Below are 21,354 nucleotides of genomic sequence, written 5' to 3' on the forward strand. Positions count from 1 at the left end.
ATTATTTTACTAAAAACAGTTAGACTCGCATATAATTGAGCGATATTTTAATTGTTAGTTATGTAAGCGGTTTAATGTTTGGTGAAAATAGTTGGTGTCTCTATTTTTTATGTTTCACAAAGTGGAGGATAATGAGATTTATTTATTTGGATTTTTGCTTGCTGCTCAGGTCAAGGTATCAGAAAAACTACTTAAGGGGGAAACATGAACATGAATAAATCAATTTTTAGTCTGTCGTCTGTTACTTTTCTTTTGGTCGCACTTACTGCCTGCAATTCTGGTGATAATGAAACGAATGGAGACTCAAATGAAAGTGGCTCAAATGAAGGTGAAGTAACTTTAACTTTTTATTCAACGATGGGGGAAGAAAATGAAATCGATGCCTTTGAATCAATTTTTGCAGACTTTGAAGCTGAAAACCCAGGTATAAAAATTGAAGGGAATTTTCCATCTGGTTCCTATGAGGATACGTTACGTGTAAGAATGGCTTCCAATGATTTGCCAGATTTGTTTGATACACATGGATGGGCAAAGAATCGTTATGGTAATTATGTTGCCGACTTAAGTGATATGGATTGGGCAGATCATTTTGACGAATCAATGGAACCAATTTTAAAAGATGAAGATGGAAAAGTATACGCATTTCCTATTAATCAAGCTAAAGACGGAATTATGTATAACGCAACGTTATTAGAGGAGTTAAATATAAAGGTTCCGGAAACGATGGATGAGTGGATAGCGGCAATGGAAACGGTGAGAGACGAAGCGGAAGGTGATGTTGCTCCGTTATGGATCCCTGGGAATGATCAGTTTGCGATTGGGCAAATCCTTGATCAACTTTCTACACCTTTGTTAGTAACGGATGACGACAATAATTACGAAGACGAACTGTTAGATGGATCGTTTGACTGGTCGAATTACAATTTGTTGCCGGAAAAGCTATTGGAAATGCAAGAGAAAGACTTATTAAATGTCGATGCTCTAACGGCAAATGATGCGCAAAGAGCACAGCTCATGTCACAAAATTTAATTGCTTTCACGTTTGCTGGGGGAGCTTTTGGACCAGATGTACAGGAATTGAATTCTGAAGTGGAAATTGGATCGATGCCTGTACCGGCATTTTTTGAAGGAGATGAGCCGAGTTGGATAGGTGGCGAGCGTCATACTGTGGCGGCATCAAAAGATTCAGAAAATCTTGAAGAAGCAAAAATGTTTATTGAATTTTTAGCTCAACCTGAGAACGCGAAAAAGATTGCAGAAGCTACGACATTACCTTCTGGTTTAACCAATGTCGATGCAGAAAACTTCTATGCAGAATATTACGAAAAGTGGTCTCACATCGAGGTACAACCTTATTTTGACCGTGTGTATCTTCCTAGTGGGATGTGGGATGTGTACGCCACAACTGGCGCCGATCTACTAGCAGGGTCATTAACACCAGAGCAAGTCGCAGATGTGATGGAAGAGGAATATCAACGCTTAAGAGATGAGGGTGCTGAGGAAACAGAAGAATAAGTTAATTTAGAAGAGGGGGATATCATATAATTCCCCTCTCCAAAAATATAGCCTTAATATGTTTTTCCTAGTCATGCTAACAGCTAAGGAGTTGGAAATTATGAATCAGGAGATTATCAATAAAGAATTATCTGCAAAAAAAAGTAAAATAAAACGGAAGAAACAATCTTCTCTTTGGTGGATGTATCTTCCAGCTGTTGCTGCTATCACAATGTTTATCATTTACCCATTTTTTAACGGCTTGCAAATAACTTTCACAGATTGGGATGGATTTTCTCAGACATCTAACTGGGTGGGGTTAGATCAATACGCACGGTTATTTTCTGATCCTCTTACATGGCTCGTCGTTAAGAACACGTTACTTTATGGAGTCGGTAGTACCATATTACAGATGACAGTTGGACTACTTTATGCACTCCTCTTGAACAGAAGTATAAAATTTAAAGCCTTGACAAGAACGATTGTTTACTTACCGGTTATTGTTAGTCCGTTAATTATGGGATACATTTGGATGTTCATCTTTGCTTATCAGGGTGGAGCATTGAATGACATAGTCATGTTATTTGGACTTGATAAAATCAATGCTTTAGGGAATCCAAGTTTAAACCCATGGATTATTGTTTTAGTAAACACTTATCAATTTGTTGGAATTTCGATGATCATCTATCTAGCCGGTTTACAAAGTATACAGAAAGACTATTATGAAGCTGCAGATATAGATGGTGCTACTGCTTTTCAACAATTCAAAAATATTACAATGCCACTATTAATGCCTGCAATTACGATCAATGTTGTTTTAAATTTAATAGGTGGCTTAAAGTTATTTGATGTGATTGTCTCTCTTACCGGCGGTGGACCTGGGAATGCTTCTCAATCTATGTCAACATTCATGTATTCTCTATACTTCCGCAGAGAAGATGCTGGGTATGCAGCGACTCAAGGAATTCTAATGACATTTATCATATTATTTATTAGTCTAGCATCACTCATTTACTTTAAGCGTAAGGAGGTCGAGGCATAATGAGTACGAAAACACTAAATAAATGGCTCCTGACAATTTTAGCTTTAGTCATATCCGTTGTTCATATTGTCCCATTTTACATTTTACTAACGACTGCCTTCAAGGAGACAGGGGATTTTAGCTCAAAATGGTTGTTTCCTGATTATTTCACCTTATCTAACTTTACAGAGGCTTGGGAGCGAGCGAATTTACTGAATGCTTTTACAAACACATTTATTATTACGGTAGGAGCAGCTGTATTGCTTATCGTGTTTGGATCAATGGCGGCATATCCACTTGCGAGGGTAAAATCTAAGTTAAATCAGTTTGTTTTTTATCTTTTTGTAGCCATCATGGTTATTCCTCCACTGGCAGCATTAGTGCCCTTATACAATTTAGTAGTTAGGATGGGGATGATTAACACGCATGAAATTGCAATATTAAATAACTTTGCAGGTTTTCTTCCTTTAACAATCTTTTTATACTCTGGTTTTATCCGTTCGACGATTCCGAAAGAATTAGAAGAAGCGGCTAGAATCGATGGTGCTGGTGTAATGACTATATTCTTCCGAATTGTCTTTCCGTTATTAAGACCAGTAACAGCCACAGTGCTTATTATTTCTTCGATATTTATTTGGAACGATTATCAGTTTGCAATCTTCTTCTTACAGGATAGCAGTGTGCATACGTTGACTGTCACGTTATCCAGTTTCTTCGGAGAAAATCAAAGCAATTTAAATCTCGTTGCCGCTGCAGCGTTAATGGCATCATTGCCGATGATTGTCTTGTTTCTTTTACTCCAAAAGCAGTTTATCGCGGGACTTTCGGCTGGCTCGGTAAAGGGATAATACTTGAAAAAAGAGCTAAGAAGTGTAGACGTAATTTGTTAGGAGGTTATAACTTGGGTATTACATTTAAGTCATCAGAACAAACGTTTCATTTACAATCGAAGAATACCAGTTATATTTTTATGGTGAAAGAGGGGGGATATCTCGTTCATCTCTACTGGGGGAAAAGAATTAGAGAATACAATCATTCAAATAAGGTGAGATTTGAAGACAGAGGTTTTTCCCCAAATCCACTGGAATCTGATCGAACATTTTCTTTAGATACGTTGCCTCAAGAGTATCCACAATTCGGAACAACCGACTTTCGCGATCCGGCATATCAGGTGCAGAGTGAGAATGGTTCTACAATAACAGACCTTCGTTATAATTCTCACAAGATTGTTAAAGGCAAACCAAATTTAGAAGGGTTGCCTTCAACTTATATTGAAGAGGAAGAAGAAGCGGAAACACTTGAAGTTACACTGATAGATTCTGAGCTTCATTTAAAGGTTGTTCTATCTTATACAACCTTTAAAGATTTTGATGTCGTCACGCGTTCCGTTCGTTTTGTAAATGAAGGCGTGGAGAAACTTCGACTATTAAAAGTAGCTAGTATGAATGTTGACTTTCATGATGCCGATTTTGATATTATTACTTTACCCGGAGCACGTATTAGAGAGAGGCATATTTCTAGAACGCCCTTAAGAGAAGGAGTTCAATCAGTAGAAAGCAGACGCGATGCGAGTAGTCATCAGCACAATCCCTTTCTGGCTCTCGCACGTAAGGAAACGGATGAAAATCACGGAGAAGTATTTGCGTTCAACTTTGTTTATAGTGGAAATTTTCTAGGTAGCGTTGAGGTAGATCAATTTAATCAGACGAGAGTAAATATGGGGATTAACCCGTTTGATTTTACTTGGCTATTGGAGCCAGATGAGTCGTTCCAGTCTCCTGAAGTCGTAATGGCTTATTCTGGGAATGGATTCGGAGGAATGTCTAAAACCTTTCATAAGCTATATAGAACGAGGCTTTGTAGAGGGAAATTCAGAGATGAAGAACGTCCAGTATTAATTAATAACTGGGAAGCAACGTATTTTGATTTTAACGAAGATAAATTAACGGGTCTGGCGACACAGAGTGGGGCATTGGGAATTGAATTATTTGTTCTAGATGATGGCTGGTTCGGAAAACGAGACGATGATTACTCTTCCTTAGGGGATTGGTTTGTTGATAAGAAAAAGCTTCCTAATGGACTGAAAAACTTAGCAGAAAATATTCAACAAGAGGGTATGCAATTTGGCTTATGGTTTGAACCTGAGATGGTATCAGAGGATAGTGAATTATATCGAAAACACCCAGATTGGTGTATTCATGTACCAGAAAGACAACGCTCCAAGGGGCGAAGTCAGTTGATCTTAGACTTCTCGAGGGAAGACGTTTGCGAGGAAATTATTCAGCAAATTTCTAATACTCTTTCGAGTGCTCCAATTACTTACGTAAAGTGGGATATGAACCGCCATATGACAGAAGTTGGTTCTGGCGCACTATCAAAGGAAAGACAAAGAGAGACAGCGCATCGGTATATGCTTGGTTTATATAAGGTGATGGAAGAGATAACTACCCGTTTTCCAAATATTTTATTTGAAAGCTGCTCTGGTGGTGGTGGGCGCTTTGATCCAGGGATGCTCTACTATATGCCACAAACGTGGACGAGTGATAATACGGATGCTATTTCACGGTTGAAAATTCAATATGGTACAAGTCTCGTCTATCCAATTAGTTCTATGGGTGCTCATGTTTCTGCCGTACCTAATCATCAAGTTCATCGTAACACGTCATTAAAAACAAGAGGGATCGTAGCAATGTCGGGTAATTTTGGATACGAGTTGGATATTACAGAGTTGACGGATGAAGAAAGAGCGGAAGTTATGAAACAAACCTTTTTCTATAAAGAGAATCGTTCGGTTATTCAGTTTGGTGAATTCTATCGATTAAAAAATCCATTTGAGGGCAACGACACGTCATGGATGTTCGTGTCAGAAGATCAACAAGAGGCGATTATTGCATATGTACAAGTGTTGGCCGATCCAGCTCCAGCATTTTCAGTTATTAAATTAAAAGGCTTGGCCCCTTATAAAAAGTATCGAATTGACGAGCAAGAGAAGACTTTTTATGGCGATGAGTTAATGAATGTAGGTATAAACGTTCCTATGATGAAGGGTGATTTTCAAAGTTTTATGTGGAAGCTGATAGAAGTCTAAACGAGTGTTTTTAACTATAGGAAGCATCTCACGTAGCTTTTGTAAAGTAGGGTGATTTCAATGACAGTTGCAAATTTCGGTACCTTGGTTTTGGCTAGCTTTTTCCTATGCATGAAGTTAAAGTAAAGATTCATCGAGGAAAATAAGGTGATTAAGTGGTGATCATAGAAGCAAAATGATACACTATATATAACTTTACTAAAATTTTACTTCGAAAGGTCTATAAGGTGATGGAAAATGGCAACGATAAAAGAAATTGCTCAACAAGCTAATGTTTCTATTGCAACAGTTTCAAGAGTTTTAAATAATGACAAAAATCTTTCTGTTGCGGTTGAGACTAGAGAGCGGATTATGAAAGCAGCTAATAAGTTAAATTACACTCCTGTGAGGAAGCGCCCAGCGAATTTAATGCAACAAGCGAAAAAACAAAAAGTTGATATTGGAATTGTTATGTGGTGCACAAAGGAGCATGAATGGGAAGATACCTATTTTCTATCAATTCGAAAAGGGATCGAGAACGAATGTATAAAACGTGGAATTATTGTAACGAAAATTCTCCATTATGGAGATGTGGATAACATTCAAAACAACAATATGGATGGAATTATCGTAGTTGGAAATACAGATCAGTTAACAGAGAAGAACATTAATAAAAAAATAAACAATAATGTCGTCTTCGTGAACCATGTACCAGAGCATGATGAATACGACACTGTTGTAATAGATTATGAAAGAGCTACCACATCGGCCCTAGACCATTTGTTTTCCCTCGGACATAAGGAAATTGGCTTTATAGGTGGTAGTGATCATACAAAAAAACATCCAGAAGTACGCGCTAAACAGGACGATCCCAGGAAAATAGTATATGAACAATGGATGACAGAGAAAAAGCTTTATACTCCCGATAATATCTACGTTGTAGAAGAATATTTTATGAGCGATGGATATGAAGGGATGAAGAGTGCGGTACAAGCAGGTTCATTACCTAGTTCTTTCTTTATTGCAAGTGATGCGCTGGCGATAGGTGCAATTCGTGCATTGCATGAGTTAGGTTTTCAAGTTCCGAAGGATGTTAGTATTGTGAGCTTTAATGATATAGATATGGCTAGTTTTGTACAGCCTTCCTTAACAACTGTGAAAATTTACACCGAGGAGATGGGTGCAATGTCGGTAAAGTTATTACTTGATCGACTAGATGGTCGCACCCTTCCAATGAAAGTAGTTGCACCGTCTCATTTAATTGTCAGAGAGAGTTCAGCTTCGTTATAGTTAGATCATTTAAGAAAAGGGTAGTATTCCGTTCTATGGAATACTACCCTTTTCTTTCTTTCGTTGTACGGTCTACTAAAGAGATTGGAGTGAAGCCCATTTCAAACAAAAAAATCACAGTCAACGAGGATGATAGCGGCAAAACATTCATTATGTGGAACATCTAAGCTGTGTATTTTTACATTGTGTCTAATGAAAGTATGTGTGAAATCATAGATAATGAGGATATTAATTTATAAATTCTGAAAATTTAGAATAAATATAGGAGGGGTTACGATGTCTATCACTAAAAGTCAAACGAATGTCTTAAAGAACTATATTAATGGGCAATGGGTCGAATCCAATACGGATGAAACGTTGGAGGTGCCAAACCCTGCAACAGGTGAGATATTAGCACATGTTCCAATCTCGACAAAGGAGGATGTTGATTTTGCGGTAAAGTCAGCTAAAACAACTTTTGAGAAGTGGAAAAATGTCCCTGTCCCTAAACGGGCAAGAATCTTTTTTAAGTATCACACTTTGCTATCGGAGAATCACGAAGAACTTGCAAGACTAATTGTTCTAGAGAATGGAAAAGCGTTTAAAGAAGCTTATGGAGAAGTGCAAAGAGGTATTGAGTGTGTCGAATTTGCAGCAGGTGCACCTACGTTAATGATGGGAGAAACATTATCAGGAATTGCAGAAGGAATTGATTCGGAGATGTTCCGCTACCCGCTTGGTGTCGTAGGTGGAGTTACACCGTTTAATTTTCCGATGATGGTTCCTCTGTGGATGTTCCCCTTAGCGATAGCATGCGGGAATACATTTGTTTTAAAGCCCTCTGAAAGAACACCCTTGCTTGCGAATAAACTTGTTGAATTATTTAGTGAAGCTGGAGCTCCAGGTGGAACCCTGAATCTTGTTCATGGTGCGCATGATGTTGTGAACGGCTTACTGGATCATAAAGATGTCAAAGCGATATCTTTTGTCGGATCACAGCCGGTAGCGAAATATATTTACGAACGGGCAGCATCACAAGGAAAACGAGTGCAAGCCCTTGCCGGTGCTAAAAATCATCATATTGTTATGCCTGATGGCAATATTGAAAAAGTCGTGCAACAAATTATCAGCTCTACGTACGGGAGTGCCGGACAACGATGTATGGCATGCAGCGCAGTAGTTGTGGTGGGTGATAACGACGAATTTGTGAAAGCTCTGAATGAAAAAGCCGGGCAATTAAACATGGGTAATGGGTTAGATGACGAGGTCTTGTTAACACCGATGATCCGTCGGGAAAATAGAGAAAAGACATTAGGCTATATCAGAACTGGCGTTGAAGAAGGAGCATCACTCATTCGGGATGGTCGAAATGAAATGGATGAGACTAAAAAAGGTAACTTTTTAGGTCCAACCATTTTTGACCACGTTACTCCGGAAATGACAATTGCAAAAGAAGAAATTTTTGCCCCTGTCTTAAGTTTACTAAGGGCTAAGGATTTAGATGAAGGGTTAGAGTTTATACGGAAGTCACGGTTTGGCAATGGTGCCACAATTTACACAAAAGATGCAAAAGCCATTCGTCAGTTTAGAGAAGAAGCGGATGCAGGAATGCTTGGGGTAAATGTTGGTGTCCCTGCAACGATGGCATTTTTTCCTTTCTCAGGCTGGAAAGATTCATTCTACGGGGATCTTCATGTGAATGGAAGAGATGGAGTAAACTTTTATACACGAAAGAAAATGATTACATCAAGACACGATTGACCAAATTTAATCGAAAGAGGAGGGTTTTCATTGGAGATAAAGGACCATCATCAAACGGCACTTAAAAAGGACGAAGACTATATTTGGCACTCCATGAAGCCTTACAATCCAGAGGGAACGATGGTGGTAAAGGAAGCGGAAGGTTCGTGGATAACAGACACAGACGGAAAGAAATATTTAGACGCGATGTCAGGGTTATGGTGTGTTAATGTCGGGTATGGTCGATCAGAATTGGCGGAAGCAGCGTATAAGCAACTAAAAGAATTAGCATATTATCCGTTAACCCAAAGTCACCTGCCTGCAATTAAATTGGGAGAGATACTGAATGAGATATTGGACGATGACTACGTAATTTTTTTCTCGAATAGTGGTTCTGAAGCAAATGAAGTGGCGTTTAAAATCGCTCGACAATATCATCAGCAAAACGGAGAGCCTCATCGGTATAAATTCATTTCGCGATATCGCTCCTATCACGGTAATACGATGGGGGCACTTGCTGCCACAGGGCAAGCACAACGTAAATTTGCGTATGAACCACTCTCACCGGGTTTCATTCATGTTGCGCCACCTGATTTATATCGTACGAATGAAAAAAGAGACAGCAAACCTAAGGATCTTCAATCTGTAAAGGATATAGATCAAGTGATGACATGGGAGTTAAGTGAAACAGTTGCTGGCATGATAATGGAGCCTATTATTACTGGTGGAGGCGTGCTTGTTCCACCTGATGAATATATGTCATCAGCTAAAAAAGTGTGTGAAAAGCATGGTGCCTTGCTTATTGTTGACGAGGTCATTTGTGGGTTTGGCAGAACAGGGGAACCATTTGGATTTATGAACTATGATGTAAAACCAGACATTATAACGATGGCAAAGGGCTTAACGAGTGGTTATCTGCCATTATCGGCAACGGCTGTGAAAAAAGAAATCTATGAGTCATTCAAAGGAACGGACCAATACGACTATTTTCGTCATATCAATACCTTTGGTGGGAATCCAGCAGCTTGTGCATTAGCGTTAAGAAACTTGGAGATCATGGAAGAGGAAAATCTTGCAGCGCGATCGAAAAAACTGGGAGAACAATTAAAAAGTGAATTAACTTCTCTTTTGGAAACACACCCTTTTGTCGGGGATGTTCGTGGCAAAGGATTACTCATTGGAATTGAACTTGTAAAAGATAAACAATCAAAAGAACCTATAGAGGAAAAGGTCATAAACAAAGTGATAGCATCCTGCAAACGAAAAGGGCTTATCATTGGGAAAAATGGTGCAACGGTTGCAGGTTTCACCAATGTGCTTACTCTTGCCCCACCTTTAACTATAAAGGAAGAAGATTTAGCTTTTGTAGTTAGTACTTTAGTAGAGACATTGGGGGAAGTGAAAGATTAATAATCCATAGAAATTATATGTACTTAAAAGACTGGCCAAGTATTATTTGGCCAGTCTTTTTTACAGAATTTATAGCATGCATGCTTTTGAACAGTGTGTTCGAATCTGCTCGAGGAGGTTGGCGAATCATCTCCGGGATTTCGCGGATGCCATTCGTACAATCGGATCTTGCGGATTACGATTTCTTGTTTCTTTAATAGTGGAGGTGCATTTCGGACACCTTAATGCGCGAGCTGGAATATCAGAAAAGCAGTGGGGACAGGTCTTTACTTTTGTTGATTCAATGGATGTATTTTTAAGTTTAACCATGTTTATAATTACGATATAGGCAGCAAATGCAACAATGATAAAATGGATAACTGTCTCAATAAATCTTCCATAATTAATTGTTACCGCGCCAGCGCTTCTGCATCAGCCAAAGTATCAAAGTTTCCACCTGATAGGTTTACATACAAATTTGAAAACTCCACTGCTCCTAGTAAGAGACCCAGAGGAGGCATCAGCATATCCGACACGAATGATGTTACAATACTTCCAAAAGCAGCTCCAATGATAAGACCGATACCCATATCTACGACGGTTCCTCTCACTGCAAAATCTTTGAATCCTTTAAAAAAACTCATTCAAATCCATCCCTTCAGAACAAAAGATCCTGTTCCAAAGTATATGAGGTTGTCCATTAGAAATATACCAGATGGAAGAAAGGGATATTTCTCTTATTGAATGATAATTTATTAAATTAGCAGCTACCTTCACGCCGCAAGTATCAAGGGAAAACCATCCTCCTTTCGAGTAGCACCTACACGCACTACGTAGGTGCTACTCGTGGCGGCGGAAGCTAACGCTGTATTTAATAAAAGACGGCTCTGCCGTTTTTCTTAAGTATAAAAACGGGCGTCTCATGAGGTCAAATAGACCTGAGACACCCGTTTTACTCCATAACTTGTGAATGATCCTGCAAAAGACTAACGAATAGCAAAGAGGTTTTCTTGCGAGTTTCGCGATCGGCGATGCCATCCACTTCTAAATCATGATCTTGTTGAAATGCTTTTACGGCTTCATTTGTTGCAGGACCAAAACTTCCATCAATTCCTTTTGTGTCATAGCCTAGAATTGTTAGGCGCCTTTGTAACATTTCTACACCCTCGCCGTGACTTCCATTAGTAAACTTAGCATGTGTACTTATCACTGTAGAACTGCTGGCTCCAGTTAAATCGTACCCATGCTCTTCCCCTATTTTGTCAAAGGATTGATCAGAACTGGTAATGATAACAGGGGTATCGACCTCAAGTTCTTCAAAAAAGCTTTCAATTTCTTCATTGTGCATTCTGATACAGCCGGCACTCACATTGTAGCCGATAGAATTAGGATTATTGTTTCCATGGATGGCGTATGTATTGCCATTTGTTCCAAAGGGATTAATTCCTATCCACCTTCTTCCCAAAGGGTTACTTGGATCTCCGCCTGGAATTTCTTCTTTATAATAAGGCCTATCGACAATTTTATTGATGACCTTAAACTCTCCTTCAGGGGTTAAATCAGCAGTTGCACCTGTGGCCACATCGTATATTTCGGACACACGATTATTCTCATAAAAAACAAGCTGATTTTGAGTTTTGTTTATAATGACTAATTGTTCATCATCAGCTGATACTTCAGAAACTTTAAATAAAAATAATAAAAATAAAATAACAAAAGGGGTCATTAATTTTTTCATGTACATTCCTCCAATTCTTCTTCACTCAATCATGTATATTACTGAGGAGCTGGTGGGATTCAGTTTTTTAGAAAAAAATCAAAAATGATTAATTTACAATGATTTTAAGTTTCTAATTCAAATGAAAGAACTAATAAATATTAAAACAGTTTTAAAATAAATCCGAGTAAGTATACAGCAAAGGTAATTCCATCCCGTGTGCCGAATAAGTATTTAGAACAAATAATAATAAGAAAGCGGGGGAATAGCCTGTGAATGAGAAACAAAAGTATAGTAAGGTGGAGCACGAAACCTCAGACAATGAACACACTAAGATGAGCTATGAATCACCTGTTAGACCACTATTTGAAAAGTTCTCTAAAGGAAGGGACGTAACACTAATTTATGGTGATCCGATTGAACTTGGAGATATGAAAATTCTACCGGTTGCTAAAGTTAATTACAGTTTCGGAGGTGGGGGCGGCAAGTCGCTTGGAACGGAAAAGGCTCCACCTTCTGAGGGAGAAGGCGGAGGAGGTCACGTATCGATTACTCCGGTGGGAGTTTTCCACATAAGCCCAACGGAGACAATCTTCAAGCCAGTGAAGGATGTGAAAAAAACAATAGGTATGATGATGTTGGGGATTTTAACACTTGGGTTCGTTTGGTTCAGTAGGGAAATTAAATAATTCGGTCTTTTAATTAGAACAGAGAGTTACGCGAATTCGTTTTAAGTTTTCGGACGATCATCATTGAAGGGGGATGATCAAATATTTCCGCATGCCAATTATTAATGAGGTTTGAAGCTTTCGCTATGGTTCGTAGCTTTCGCAAGAGACTCTAAATCTTTATTAATATAGCGCCTGTCTAATGAAAGTAAAGATTCTTTGGAAACTCCTTCATTAATATACATTCCTAGTTCCCAAACTTTCTCTTTTATAGGCTTTGAATTGTTTTCTGCAACAAGTGTCAATGCTTTAATGACGGCAATTAACACAGAGATGTCTGAAAAACTGTTTCGGACGATTTGATAAAAACTTCTATTCAGATAGTGTGTAAAATCTGGTTTTGCCCAGATTACTCGGAGGTTTTTATTACGGTCATGATGAAATGACTCGGGTAAATGTTTACTTCCGAGTTTATTTAAAATTCTTCCTAAGTTATTAATGCAATTAATCGCTGTGTAAGGATCGTTCATACTAGGCGATAAAGCCCTGAGAGCAATTTCAACAATTTTTGTGATATCAAATTCAATATTTTCAACGGACGCTAATTTTGTACTGATAGAAAAATATTTTTCATACTTTTCAAAAGACTTGTTGGTAGTTGCCCAAACAGAAAGAATAGAAATGTCAGGATTTACGTATTCACCAACGAGCCGTTCCAAACGAATGATACAATCATCTTTCTCTGCTTGTTTGACGAGCTTATTAATATGAATATTTCTAATATAGCCAGCTTTATTAGCGTGTATTTTTAGGGGAGTCATATGCTTTATTTCTTCGGATTCCCAATCTTCCCAAGGAGCATCTTTGTGGAATTCTTTTTCATTTAGAAGCTGAGTATCTATTTTTTTCATAACACCAAGAGTGATATTATGGATTAAGTTACTAACTTGAATCCAATTCGAGGTGTGATGAATAAAGAAAACAAACACCATTAAACAGACGATGGCTAAAAAAACAGCAAAGACAGGAACAAAAAAGTGTGTGGCTATTTCTGATTCTTTTAAAAAGAGAAGTACTAGAATGGAGTAGACAAAACCTCCGACAAACACTCCTAAAACTTGTTGTGTACTGGTATTCGTTATGAAATTTTGAAGAGTCCTTGGGGAGAATTCAGACAGAAAAGTTGTGAGAACGACTAAAATCATTGAAAATGTAATGGTAGTCATCGTGAGTAAAGAAGCAGAAATAGAGCTCAAAATTAAACGAGCCAAGTCAATGTCAGTTAATAAAATTTGTGGAATTAGATCATTAATATCTGTGTGATTCATCATAATAACATCTACTTTAAGACTTACAAGGGCTAAGATAATAGCAAATATAGCGTAAACCAGAGGAATACACCAAAAACTCGATTTCATCTTCAATAACAAAGCTGATAATGACATCACCGATACCTGCCCGATACATTGACGTACGTATAGTATTCGGTTTTTTTACTTTTTCTATTCTACTGAATTCTAGATGAGGGTATAAAAAAGAACCCATTAGGCTAGAAAAGTTTCAAGGGTTCCCTCTGACTACTTATTTAGATTGTTTTAATCAAAGTTTAAAGAATTTTTAACCTAAAAACTCTTCGTTTTTGCTATAGAAATCCATAAGACTTTTACCAAGGATTTCTCGATCCCCCATGTGAGTTAAATAAGGATAAAGATAACTGTGATGTTGTTTGGAATGGATGATTCGTTCATCATTTTCTACTATAAGCTCTAAATCGGGTGCTCCTCTAGTAAGTAACGTAGCTGCGGAATAATATGTTTTCCCACTTGTATCCTTTAATGGGATATCTAAAACAACTACGACTCCTTCTTGGCTTTCATGTTTATAAACTAGTAATCTTGCCATGGTTTAACCTTCACCTTAGCTTTCTATATTATATTTTGTAGTTATATATATCTATATGTAAAATTCATGTATAAACTTGATGATTACATTATACCTAACAAATAGGAATATTGATACTTATATAGCTTAATATATAGATAAAAAGACTCTTATATTGTAAAAAGTATCTTAAATAAATGTTAAATAGTACTATAATAGGGATCGGGTAGATATGTAAGCCGCATTCCTATGAAAAAAAGCTTCAGAAAAATTAAAATAAATTTTTCTGAAGCCTTTTAAAATTGTAAACTAGTATTTACTTTGAGACTCTAAGACTTTTAGGAATTTTTGGAACATGGACGAGCGGACTAGAGGCACTAACAAAAACGGTAGACAACTGACGAGTCATACTTGATAACACTTTAGCTGTTTTTCTCATGATTATCACCCCCTTTCAAGGTAAGAATATTTATTTTGGAAATGAAATTAATACCATAGGGAGTCAGCAATAATGATTGAAGTAGTGCACCTAGAATAAGTCCTGGTTGATGGAAGAAATGAAAGAACAATAAAGATAAGGCTAACCATAAATAGGCCAGTTGTTTCTTTTTAAATTCCCATTCTTTTGAGTGAGTCACTTGGTGAGGTTCATAATAGGGGGCATAAATGATAACTAACAAAACGATTATGATCAGATAAGTATAAATAAGAATAGAAGATATCGGGAAAAAGCTAAAGGCTAAAATTATTAAAATACTGGTTAATGAGCAAGCGAGTGAATGATCTAAATGAGCACCACCAGTTAACATGCGTAATACCATAAAGGAAACGGCCACTTGCAAGAGAATAAATAAGTGGTCTAATAAGAACCCAGTAATGAAAAGCAGGAGAAACGTAAATAGTAAGTTAAATATAATGGTGAAGCCAAAGACTAATACTTCTACAGAATCAGTTTCATCGGGATTGATTCTTTTAATCAAGTCTGCGAACAAAATAGCCCATCTTTCAAACATGCAGGTTTCCTCCCTTAATATTTTATGAGATTGAGAGCAACGAGTGATGTATTGGAATTCAAACGATACATAAACGAAATCTGGTAATTCATAAAACGTAAGGGAGTGGTTTTCTAAAGCCTCTGTTAAATCCTGTTGTTGTAATGTTACGAATTCACCCATCAAAAAATCTTAAGGAAGAAGTTAAACAAAGGAGCAAATTATAGTTAGTTTAACTGGGTTTAATTCATAGTCAATTTTCGCATTGTCTTGTTTAAATAAGGTAATCGCATCAATAATCTTTAAATTGGATGATGTCTGTGCATCAACATCGCATGTAATCAGAAATTCCATTTCTTGTTCGCGAATACTGATATGGAATTCAATCTTTTTATCAATGGATGAGGGTGTTTGATAGAGAACGAATAAAAGTTCATCCATAATGATATTCAAATATTTAATTTGCCTTAATGTAATCCGGCTGTTGTCTGATTCAATATTGGCCGAAACAAAGATGATTATGCCAAATAGTCTAGCTAAGCGACGTTTGTTAATTAACAGAGCATACAGAAGTTCGTCTAAACCTTCCAAACCTTTTCTAAGATCATTTTTGGTCGTCCAAGCTGGTGACGCTGTAAAGTTTTGTTCTTTTTCTATAAATGCTTTGATAGATTGAATGGAATTATCTTTTTCTGTTAGCTTTAAAATTGCATTGTTACGAACTTCCTTCTCTCTTACTAGTTTTTCAATAATTGTACTTGCTTGTTGATCTTGATCTAAAAATATTTTTTTGGCTTCCATCAGTCGCTTCGTTTGAAATTGAGTGTACAGGATATGATATCCAGACATAATGATAAAGATCACGATAATGCATAATAAAACGAGTGTGTCTCTTATCACTAATTCACCTTCCACTAATACAAAAGCCGCTAGGCAAATAAATACATAAGTAAGTACAGAAAGAGTAATGATGATATTTCTAAGTCTTTTTGTGAGATTAGGTTCTCTTAAGTGAACCCTTAATTCATCCAAATAATACGTGTATTTACTTAAGAGATAGCATAGCGAAACTGTAATTATTATTGTGAGGATTTGTAAAATAACTGGTAGGGATAGATTTGAAAATATAATGTCAAAATAACTGAAATTGGAAAGGGACATCATCATTTCCGCAATTAAAAGTTGAATGAAAATATAAAATCCGTAGCCTATCCCAGTGATAACGAACATTTCAAGATAATTTACTCGGAAAAATTGTTTGACTAATACCATTAATAATAAGATTTGTAATGCGATAATGACTGCTATTGGCAAGGGAGTATATCGTATTACTACCGCAAACAGGCTCATGATTAGTGCAATGAGAATAATTCTTTTTATATACTTTCGATAGAAATAACCTAGTAAAATTACGGGAAGGGATAGTAGGGTTATCCATTCCATAATAGAAACGACATTTTTAATTATAAAGTACAAAGCATTCACCAGATTTCTTTTGAAGACATAGGGGAATTAATTCCTGTAATACGTATGCTTACTCGCTGGCAATCTCATAATAACGTGTGTACCTGTCTGTTTTTGATGATTTTTAATTTCAAGCGTTCCATTTAAAGTCTCGATAATAGCCTTGCAGATTGGTAACCCTATACCGGTTCCTTCATCTTTTGTTGTATAAAAAGGAAAGAAGATTTGATCAATATGCTCCTCAGCTATCCCGGGACCATTATCGGAAATATTGATATATACATAGTCTTCGTTTTTAGTTAACGTGATATCAATTTTTCCTTTGTTGTTCTCGAAGGCTTCTATAGAATTATTGAACATGTTTGTAAGAACTCGTTCAAACCGTGTCTCATTCCCGGTAATATATGTTTCATCTGTTGTTTGTGCGCTAAAGGAAACGTTGTCGAAGGATTGATTCATTTCAAATAGACGAATCACTTTATTTATGCTTAATTTAACATCAATGATAGATAGATTATCCTGATGCAGATGGGTATTCGATAAACTTAACAACTCCTGTATTAAAAGCTCCATTTTTACGGCTTCATCTTTAATGATAGAAATATAGTTTGAGACGTTAGGGTCGCCTTTTACTGTATCATCGCGCTCTAAAACCTGAGTGAATCCAATAATAGAAGTAAGTGGATTTCGAATTTCATGAGCGAAAAATGCAGACATTTTGCCAATTGCTTTGTGGTAGTCATCTGTCGATTGGTTGCCTTCTGTTTGATCGAATGACTTATCTTGATTTAATTCAATCTGAGTCTTTGTATTTCCGTTCTTAGTCGGTTGTTTCTTTAAAAAAGGCCACACACTACAACACTCCTAGACAATAAGCACTACAATCAAAAAGAGAAACGTTTATTTTAAATATTCCCTTTTATACATTATAGTGTAAAAAAACCGATAAAGTAACATGTATTTTGTACAATAAAAAAAAGACACCAAAGTTTTTAGGAAAGGTGTCAGATCTAACTAAACTTATTTCGTTGCTTTATTTTCCATAAGAGAACCAATAAACAGAGCAATTCGTAACCTGAGTGTTTCATCATCCTTTTTAAAATCAGTCCCCATCAGTTTCTCGCACTTTTTCATTCGATAAATAACCGTATTCCGATGTATATACATTTCTTTTGCTGTGTCGGAAATCTGGCAATTATTATTTAAATAGCTTGTTAACGTATTGACAAGGTCTTCTTTTTCCTTGTCCTGCGGATAAGCTAATTCCTTTAAAGACGATTTATAAAACTCTTTTAACTTTTGCAGGGGAATAGTTTTGAATAACTCTGTCAGTTCTTTAATGCGATAGTTTTTAATAAATCTTTTTGTGTTTTCTCTATAGCCGGAGCGCAATGCGTCCACGGCTTCATGGAACACAGTGGGAAGGTCTGTCACTGTTTCTTTGTAATTACTGATCCCGAAGGATAACGAAGAATTCAACGTTTGAAAAATATCCAATTGAATGGCGGCAATCGTTTCTTGAACTTTTTGCTCCATCATTTCATCATAGAATTCAAAGCCTAATAAAATGATAAATAAATCACCTTTTGTAAACAAAATACTATTTTCAAATTGACTACCTAACAAAGACTCAAGTAATTCATATATTCTATCCCGCTGGTGACTGATTTCTCTTTCCGTTTGCATAGGTGCAGGGTATAAATGAAAATCAGAAGCAGCATCCATTTTACAAGAAATGCATATATAGTGAAGCTTTTTATCAAGCTTGTATTCGCGACCTCTGTTTAGAATCTCCTCAGGTGAGACAACTTCCATTAAATCTGTAAAAAATTCATTTTTCAGTCTACGAGAATGTTCTTCAATCGCGTGTATTTTCATAAATTCAAGACCCAAGCTTCACCTCGATGATGAATGAAACAATGGAGATGCTCCGGAAAGTTCTGCAAACAGGTAACGAGTGGGCTTTTTCCGTCGATGGGACTTCCCGGGCTGGTATAGAAGCAATGCTTTGCAGTATTATTGAAGAAAAAGATAAAGTTCTTATTCCGGGATTTGGACGATTCGGCTTTTTACTAGCAGAAATAGCAGAGAGATGTGGAGCTGAGGTCTATTTTATGGAATGTGAATGGGGCGAAGTATTTGATCCTGAAACGGTTATTGCGGAAATAAAAAAAGTCCGGCCAAAGGTTGTGGCAATGGTTCATGGAGATACCTCAACTGGCCGAATGCAGCCATTAAAAAAGATAGGGCAAGCTTGTCGTGAAGCGGACGCACTTTTTGTCATTGATGCGGTGGCAACTGTAGCAGGAACAGAAGTGAAAACAGATGAGTGGATGATTGATGGTTTGATTACGGGTACACAAAAATGTATTTCGGTTCCGTCAGGGATGGCACCTCTTACATACAATGACCGAATTGAAAAAGTTTTAGCACAACGAAAATCGATTGAAAAAGGTCTTGCTTCTTCACAAAAACTTTCGAACGATTTAGGCAGGCGTATTCGCAGTAATTATTTGATTTAAGTCAACTGCAGGATTACTGGAGCCCAGCCCGGCTTAACCATCATACGGAAGCTACATCGATGCTTTATGGATTATATGAAGGCTTAAGAGTCATTTTGGCGGAAGGATTGGAAGAACGGTTTAACCGTCACCGATTAAATGAAAAGGCACTAATGGCTGGAATTGAAGCAATGGGGCTCTCGTTATTTGGAGATCCGGACTGCAAGCTGCCAACTGTAACATTGTGGTGATTCCAGAAGGGGTGGACGGAGATTCCGTCAGATCGATGTTACTAGGGGAGTTTGGGATTGAAATTGCGAGTTCGTTTGGTCCGTTACACGGAAAAATTTGGCGAATCGGTACGATGGGCTATAGCTGTCAAAAGAGAAATATTCTTTTAACTTTAGCAGCGTTTGAAGCAGTGCTCATTCGGCATGACGTGAAGGTGAATACTGGTATGGGGGTGCAGGCAGCACTTAATGTGTATCAGCTAAAAGAAACTGTTGTAAATAACAGCTAGTTATAAGAGTGACCCCACGTGAGAGAATTCTCACGTGGGCTATTTTTAGTCACCTTTTCCTGCTCGTTTGTTCCAATATGGTTTCACCTTCATTGATCTCTCTATTAAATTCTCCAGGAAAAGTGTCTTCCATTGCATCCTTTATCGTGACTTTAATATACGTTCTGTCGTCATATGAAATACGCTCTTTACTTAAGCCTCTGATTGCACTATTCTCCTTGATGCATAAAGGATCAATTGTCAGTATCTTTTCTAAGTACTGTTCCGTTTCAGACAAAGAATCAAAAAGCCTCGGGTATCCATCGGAGCCCATTGAAAAAGACGTCACATGCGCAGGGACATCGACAGCTTTAATACTTTCTGTATACATCGGAAAACCGTTAATCACTTCGTAGCTAAAGCGTTCGTTGGGTGGTCGATTCTGAAACTGATATTGGCGCTGCAGGAGCGGGACAATCTGGTCAAAACTCGTGTCATTATCCATGATCTCCTGGACCGTTTTTCCTTGGGCGAGTTGAGACTCTATCAGCATGGCCCGAGCTTGACTGGTAATGAGGTCCACTTCTTTTAAATGTTGATGGTTTACTCCGTCTACGTAACATTGGCAATCACCAATCATCCAAATTTTTCGGTGGTAGTGACTATAAAGTGACATCACAGCAGATGGTCTGATAAAGGGTTTCTTTAAGACTTCTTCAACCATGGAATGTTCGTGGTAAAAAATCTGGAACTTTGCATTAATTGCAGTAATGATTTCCTCAATAGACTCCGGGCCGTTTAATTCAACTATGGCCTCCTTAGTTAAAACTGCTGCATGCTGTCCGGGAGTTTTGCCGGCAATGAGTTGATTAGAAACGTTGGATGCCCCATCGATAACAGCTGCGAAGTCAGGGGTAACAAGAAAGGTATCTTCGACGTTATCCAGTGTTCCGGTTTTGGATTCACAATGGCTCTCCTGTATGTTTAGCATGATTATTCCTCCATTTCTCTAACTAGTGCTATTCGATTTTAGTCTAAATTAAGTTTCTTTAGAACCCCTTCTAATTGGGCAACTGCTTCGAACAGCTTATCGGCTTCGCTGTCCTGAAGTCGAGTTAACCTCCGTTTAATTTCTTCTTTCAGTACCTCTTCTCTATTAGCTAAAAACTCTCCTCCTTTTGATGTGAGCTTTATAAAAATTACTCGGCGGTCTTCTGCTGCCTTTTCCCTAGTTACAAGTTCTTTTACGATCAACTTGTTTATTAAAGGGGTGAGATTTGATTTTTTTATTGCTAACTTTTTCCCCAGATCAGACGTACGGATTTGTCCGAATTCTTCAACGATTTTTAATAGGAAAAAATGGGTATGGTTTAATTCATTATCATGAAAAACTTGAACTGGTGGAAAGAGTTTTTTATTCATCAATGGAAAAATCGAAAGCAGGTTAGCGACAAGCTTATCTGTATTTTTCTGATCCATGTTATAACCTCCGAATGATTCATTTCTAGTGTACTGAATTGAGTAATTATGTAGACCGGTATCCTTAAGCTTAATAATTTAAGGGGAAAACCTTTTATTGCAAGAATTTATAAAGTTCTTCATTTTTAGAGATTGTTGTTTTCTGCGAAAAGAGGGCTCGAATCTGCTCTAGG

Annotated in this window: 18 protein-coding genes and 2 pseudogenes; 9 read left to right on the forward strand and 11 right to left on the reverse strand. The window is 37.4% G+C overall.

What is annotated here, in order from left to right; all coding sequences use genetic code 11:
- Positions 1–210: 210 nt before the first annotated feature.
- From CEF18_RS21785 to CEF18_RS21815, 7 genes are all read left to right on the forward strand, one after another.
- Positions 211–1,515, forward strand: coding sequence for an ABC transporter substrate-binding protein (locus CEF18_RS21785; protein WP_110938589.1), 1,305 nt, complete (start codon positions 211–213; stop codon positions 1,513–1,515).
- A gap of 100 nt (positions 1,516–1,615) precedes the next feature.
- Positions 1,616–2,536, forward strand: coding sequence for a carbohydrate ABC transporter permease (locus CEF18_RS21790; RefSeq protein WP_110938590.1), 921 nt, complete (start codon positions 1,616–1,618; stop codon positions 2,534–2,536).
- Positions 2,536–3,363, forward strand: coding sequence for a carbohydrate ABC transporter permease (locus CEF18_RS21795; protein WP_110938591.1), 828 nt, complete (start codon positions 2,536–2,538; stop codon positions 3,361–3,363). The genes CEF18_RS21790 and CEF18_RS21795 overlap by 1 nt, the downstream gene beginning before the upstream one ends.
- 53 nt (positions 3,364–3,416) lie before the next feature.
- Complete coding sequence (locus CEF18_RS21800) at positions 3,417–5,603, forward strand: alpha-galactosidase (RefSeq protein WP_223292429.1); 2,187 nt, start codon at positions 3,417–3,419, stop codon at positions 5,601–5,603.
- 237 nt (positions 5,604–5,840) lie between these two features.
- Positions 5,841–6,872: a LacI family DNA-binding transcriptional regulator gene (locus tag CEF18_RS21805; RefSeq protein WP_110938592.1), complete on the forward strand. Its 1,032-nt coding sequence runs from the start codon at positions 5,841–5,843 to the stop codon at positions 6,870–6,872.
- A gap of 276 nt (positions 6,873–7,148) precedes the next feature.
- On the forward strand, positions 7,149–8,612 hold the full coding sequence (locus tag CEF18_RS21810) for a CoA-acylating methylmalonate-semialdehyde dehydrogenase (protein ID WP_110938593.1): 1,464 nt from the start codon (positions 7,149–7,151) through the stop codon (positions 8,610–8,612).
- Between the two features lie 30 nt (positions 8,613–8,642).
- Complete coding sequence (locus tag CEF18_RS21815) at positions 8,643–10,001, forward strand: aspartate aminotransferase family protein (RefSeq protein WP_110938594.1); 1,359 nt, start codon at positions 8,643–8,645, stop codon at positions 9,999–10,001.
- Between the two features lie 126 nt (positions 10,002–10,127).
- On the opposite strand, the pseudogene mscL reads toward CEF18_RS21815, so the two are convergent.
- Positions 10,128–10,624: pseudogene (gene mscL, locus CEF18_RS21820) on the reverse strand (large conductance mechanosensitive channel protein MscL).
- A gap of 308 nt (positions 10,625–10,932) precedes the next feature.
- A complete protein-coding gene (locus tag CEF18_RS21825) occupies positions 10,933–11,718 on the reverse strand; it encodes a L,D-transpeptidase family protein (protein WP_110938595.1) in 786 nt (261 codons plus the stop codon).
- A 251-nt stretch (positions 11,719–11,969) separates the two neighbouring features.
- On the opposite strand from CEF18_RS21825, the gene CEF18_RS21830 reads away from it, so the two are divergent.
- A complete protein-coding gene (locus tag CEF18_RS21830; RefSeq protein ID WP_110938596.1) occupies positions 11,970–12,386 on the forward strand; it encodes a spore germination protein GerW family protein in 417 nt (138 codons plus the stop codon).
- A 101-nt stretch (positions 12,387–12,487) separates the two neighbouring features.
- On the opposite strand, the gene CEF18_RS21835 is transcribed toward CEF18_RS21830, so the two are convergent.
- From CEF18_RS21835 to CEF18_RS21865, 7 genes are all read right to left on the reverse strand, one after another.
- Positions 12,488–13,810 (reverse strand): DUF2254 domain-containing protein, encoded by a 1,323-nt coding sequence (locus CEF18_RS21835; protein ID WP_110938597.1) that lies wholly within the window; start codon positions 13,808–13,810, stop codon positions 12,488–12,490.
- 172 nt (positions 13,811–13,982) lie between these two features.
- On the reverse strand, positions 13,983–14,267 hold the full coding sequence (locus CEF18_RS21840; protein WP_110938598.1) for a hypothetical protein: 285 nt from the start codon (positions 14,265–14,267) through the stop codon (positions 13,983–13,985).
- Positions 14,268–14,562: 295 nt separating this feature from the next.
- Entirely contained in the window at positions 14,563–14,685 is a 123-nt protein-coding gene (locus tag CEF18_RS21845; RefSeq protein WP_110938599.1) for a cyclic lactone autoinducer peptide, read from the reverse strand.
- The gene (locus CEF18_RS21850; protein WP_183040992.1) at positions 14,669–15,259 is read right to left on the reverse strand and encodes an accessory gene regulator B family protein; all 591 of its coding nucleotides are present in this window, start codon (positions 15,257–15,259) and stop codon (positions 14,669–14,671) included. The genes CEF18_RS21845 and CEF18_RS21850 overlap by 17 nt, the downstream gene beginning before the upstream one ends.
- Positions 15,260–15,442: 183 nt before the next feature.
- Complete coding sequence (locus CEF18_RS21855) at positions 15,443–16,714, reverse strand: hypothetical protein (protein ID WP_110938601.1); 1,272 nt, start codon at positions 16,712–16,714, stop codon at positions 15,443–15,445.
- 36 nt (positions 16,715–16,750) lie between these two features.
- A complete protein-coding gene (locus CEF18_RS21860; protein ID WP_110938602.1) occupies positions 16,751–17,554 on the reverse strand; it encodes a sensor histidine kinase in 804 nt (267 codons plus the stop codon).
- Positions 17,555–17,722: 168 nt separating this feature from the next.
- Complete coding sequence (locus CEF18_RS21865; protein WP_110938848.1) at positions 17,723–18,580, reverse strand: PucR family transcriptional regulator; 858 nt, start codon at positions 18,578–18,580, stop codon at positions 17,723–17,725.
- Between the two features lie 8 nt (positions 18,581–18,588).
- On the opposite strand from CEF18_RS21865, the pseudogene CEF18_RS21870 reads away from it, so the two are divergent.
- Positions 18,589–19,723, forward strand: a pseudogene (locus CEF18_RS21870) (pyridoxal-phosphate-dependent aminotransferase family protein); the annotation flags it as partial.
- A 49-nt stretch (positions 19,724–19,772) separates the two neighbouring features.
- Here CEF18_RS21870 and CEF18_RS21875 read toward each other — a convergent pair.
- Entirely contained in the window at positions 19,773–20,693 is a 921-nt protein-coding gene (locus CEF18_RS21875; RefSeq protein ID WP_110938603.1) for a hypothetical protein, read from the reverse strand.
- 38 nt (positions 20,694–20,731) lie between these two features.
- A complete protein-coding gene (locus CEF18_RS21880) occupies positions 20,732–21,181 on the reverse strand; it encodes a MarR family winged helix-turn-helix transcriptional regulator (protein ID WP_110938604.1) in 450 nt (149 codons plus the stop codon).
- Positions 21,182–21,354: the final 173 nt, after the last annotated feature.

The organism is Salipaludibacillus neizhouensis (assembly GCF_002886185.1).
Taxonomy (GTDB): Bacteria; Bacillota; Bacilli; order Bacillales; family Salisediminibacteriaceae; genus Salipaludibacillus; species Salipaludibacillus neizhouensis.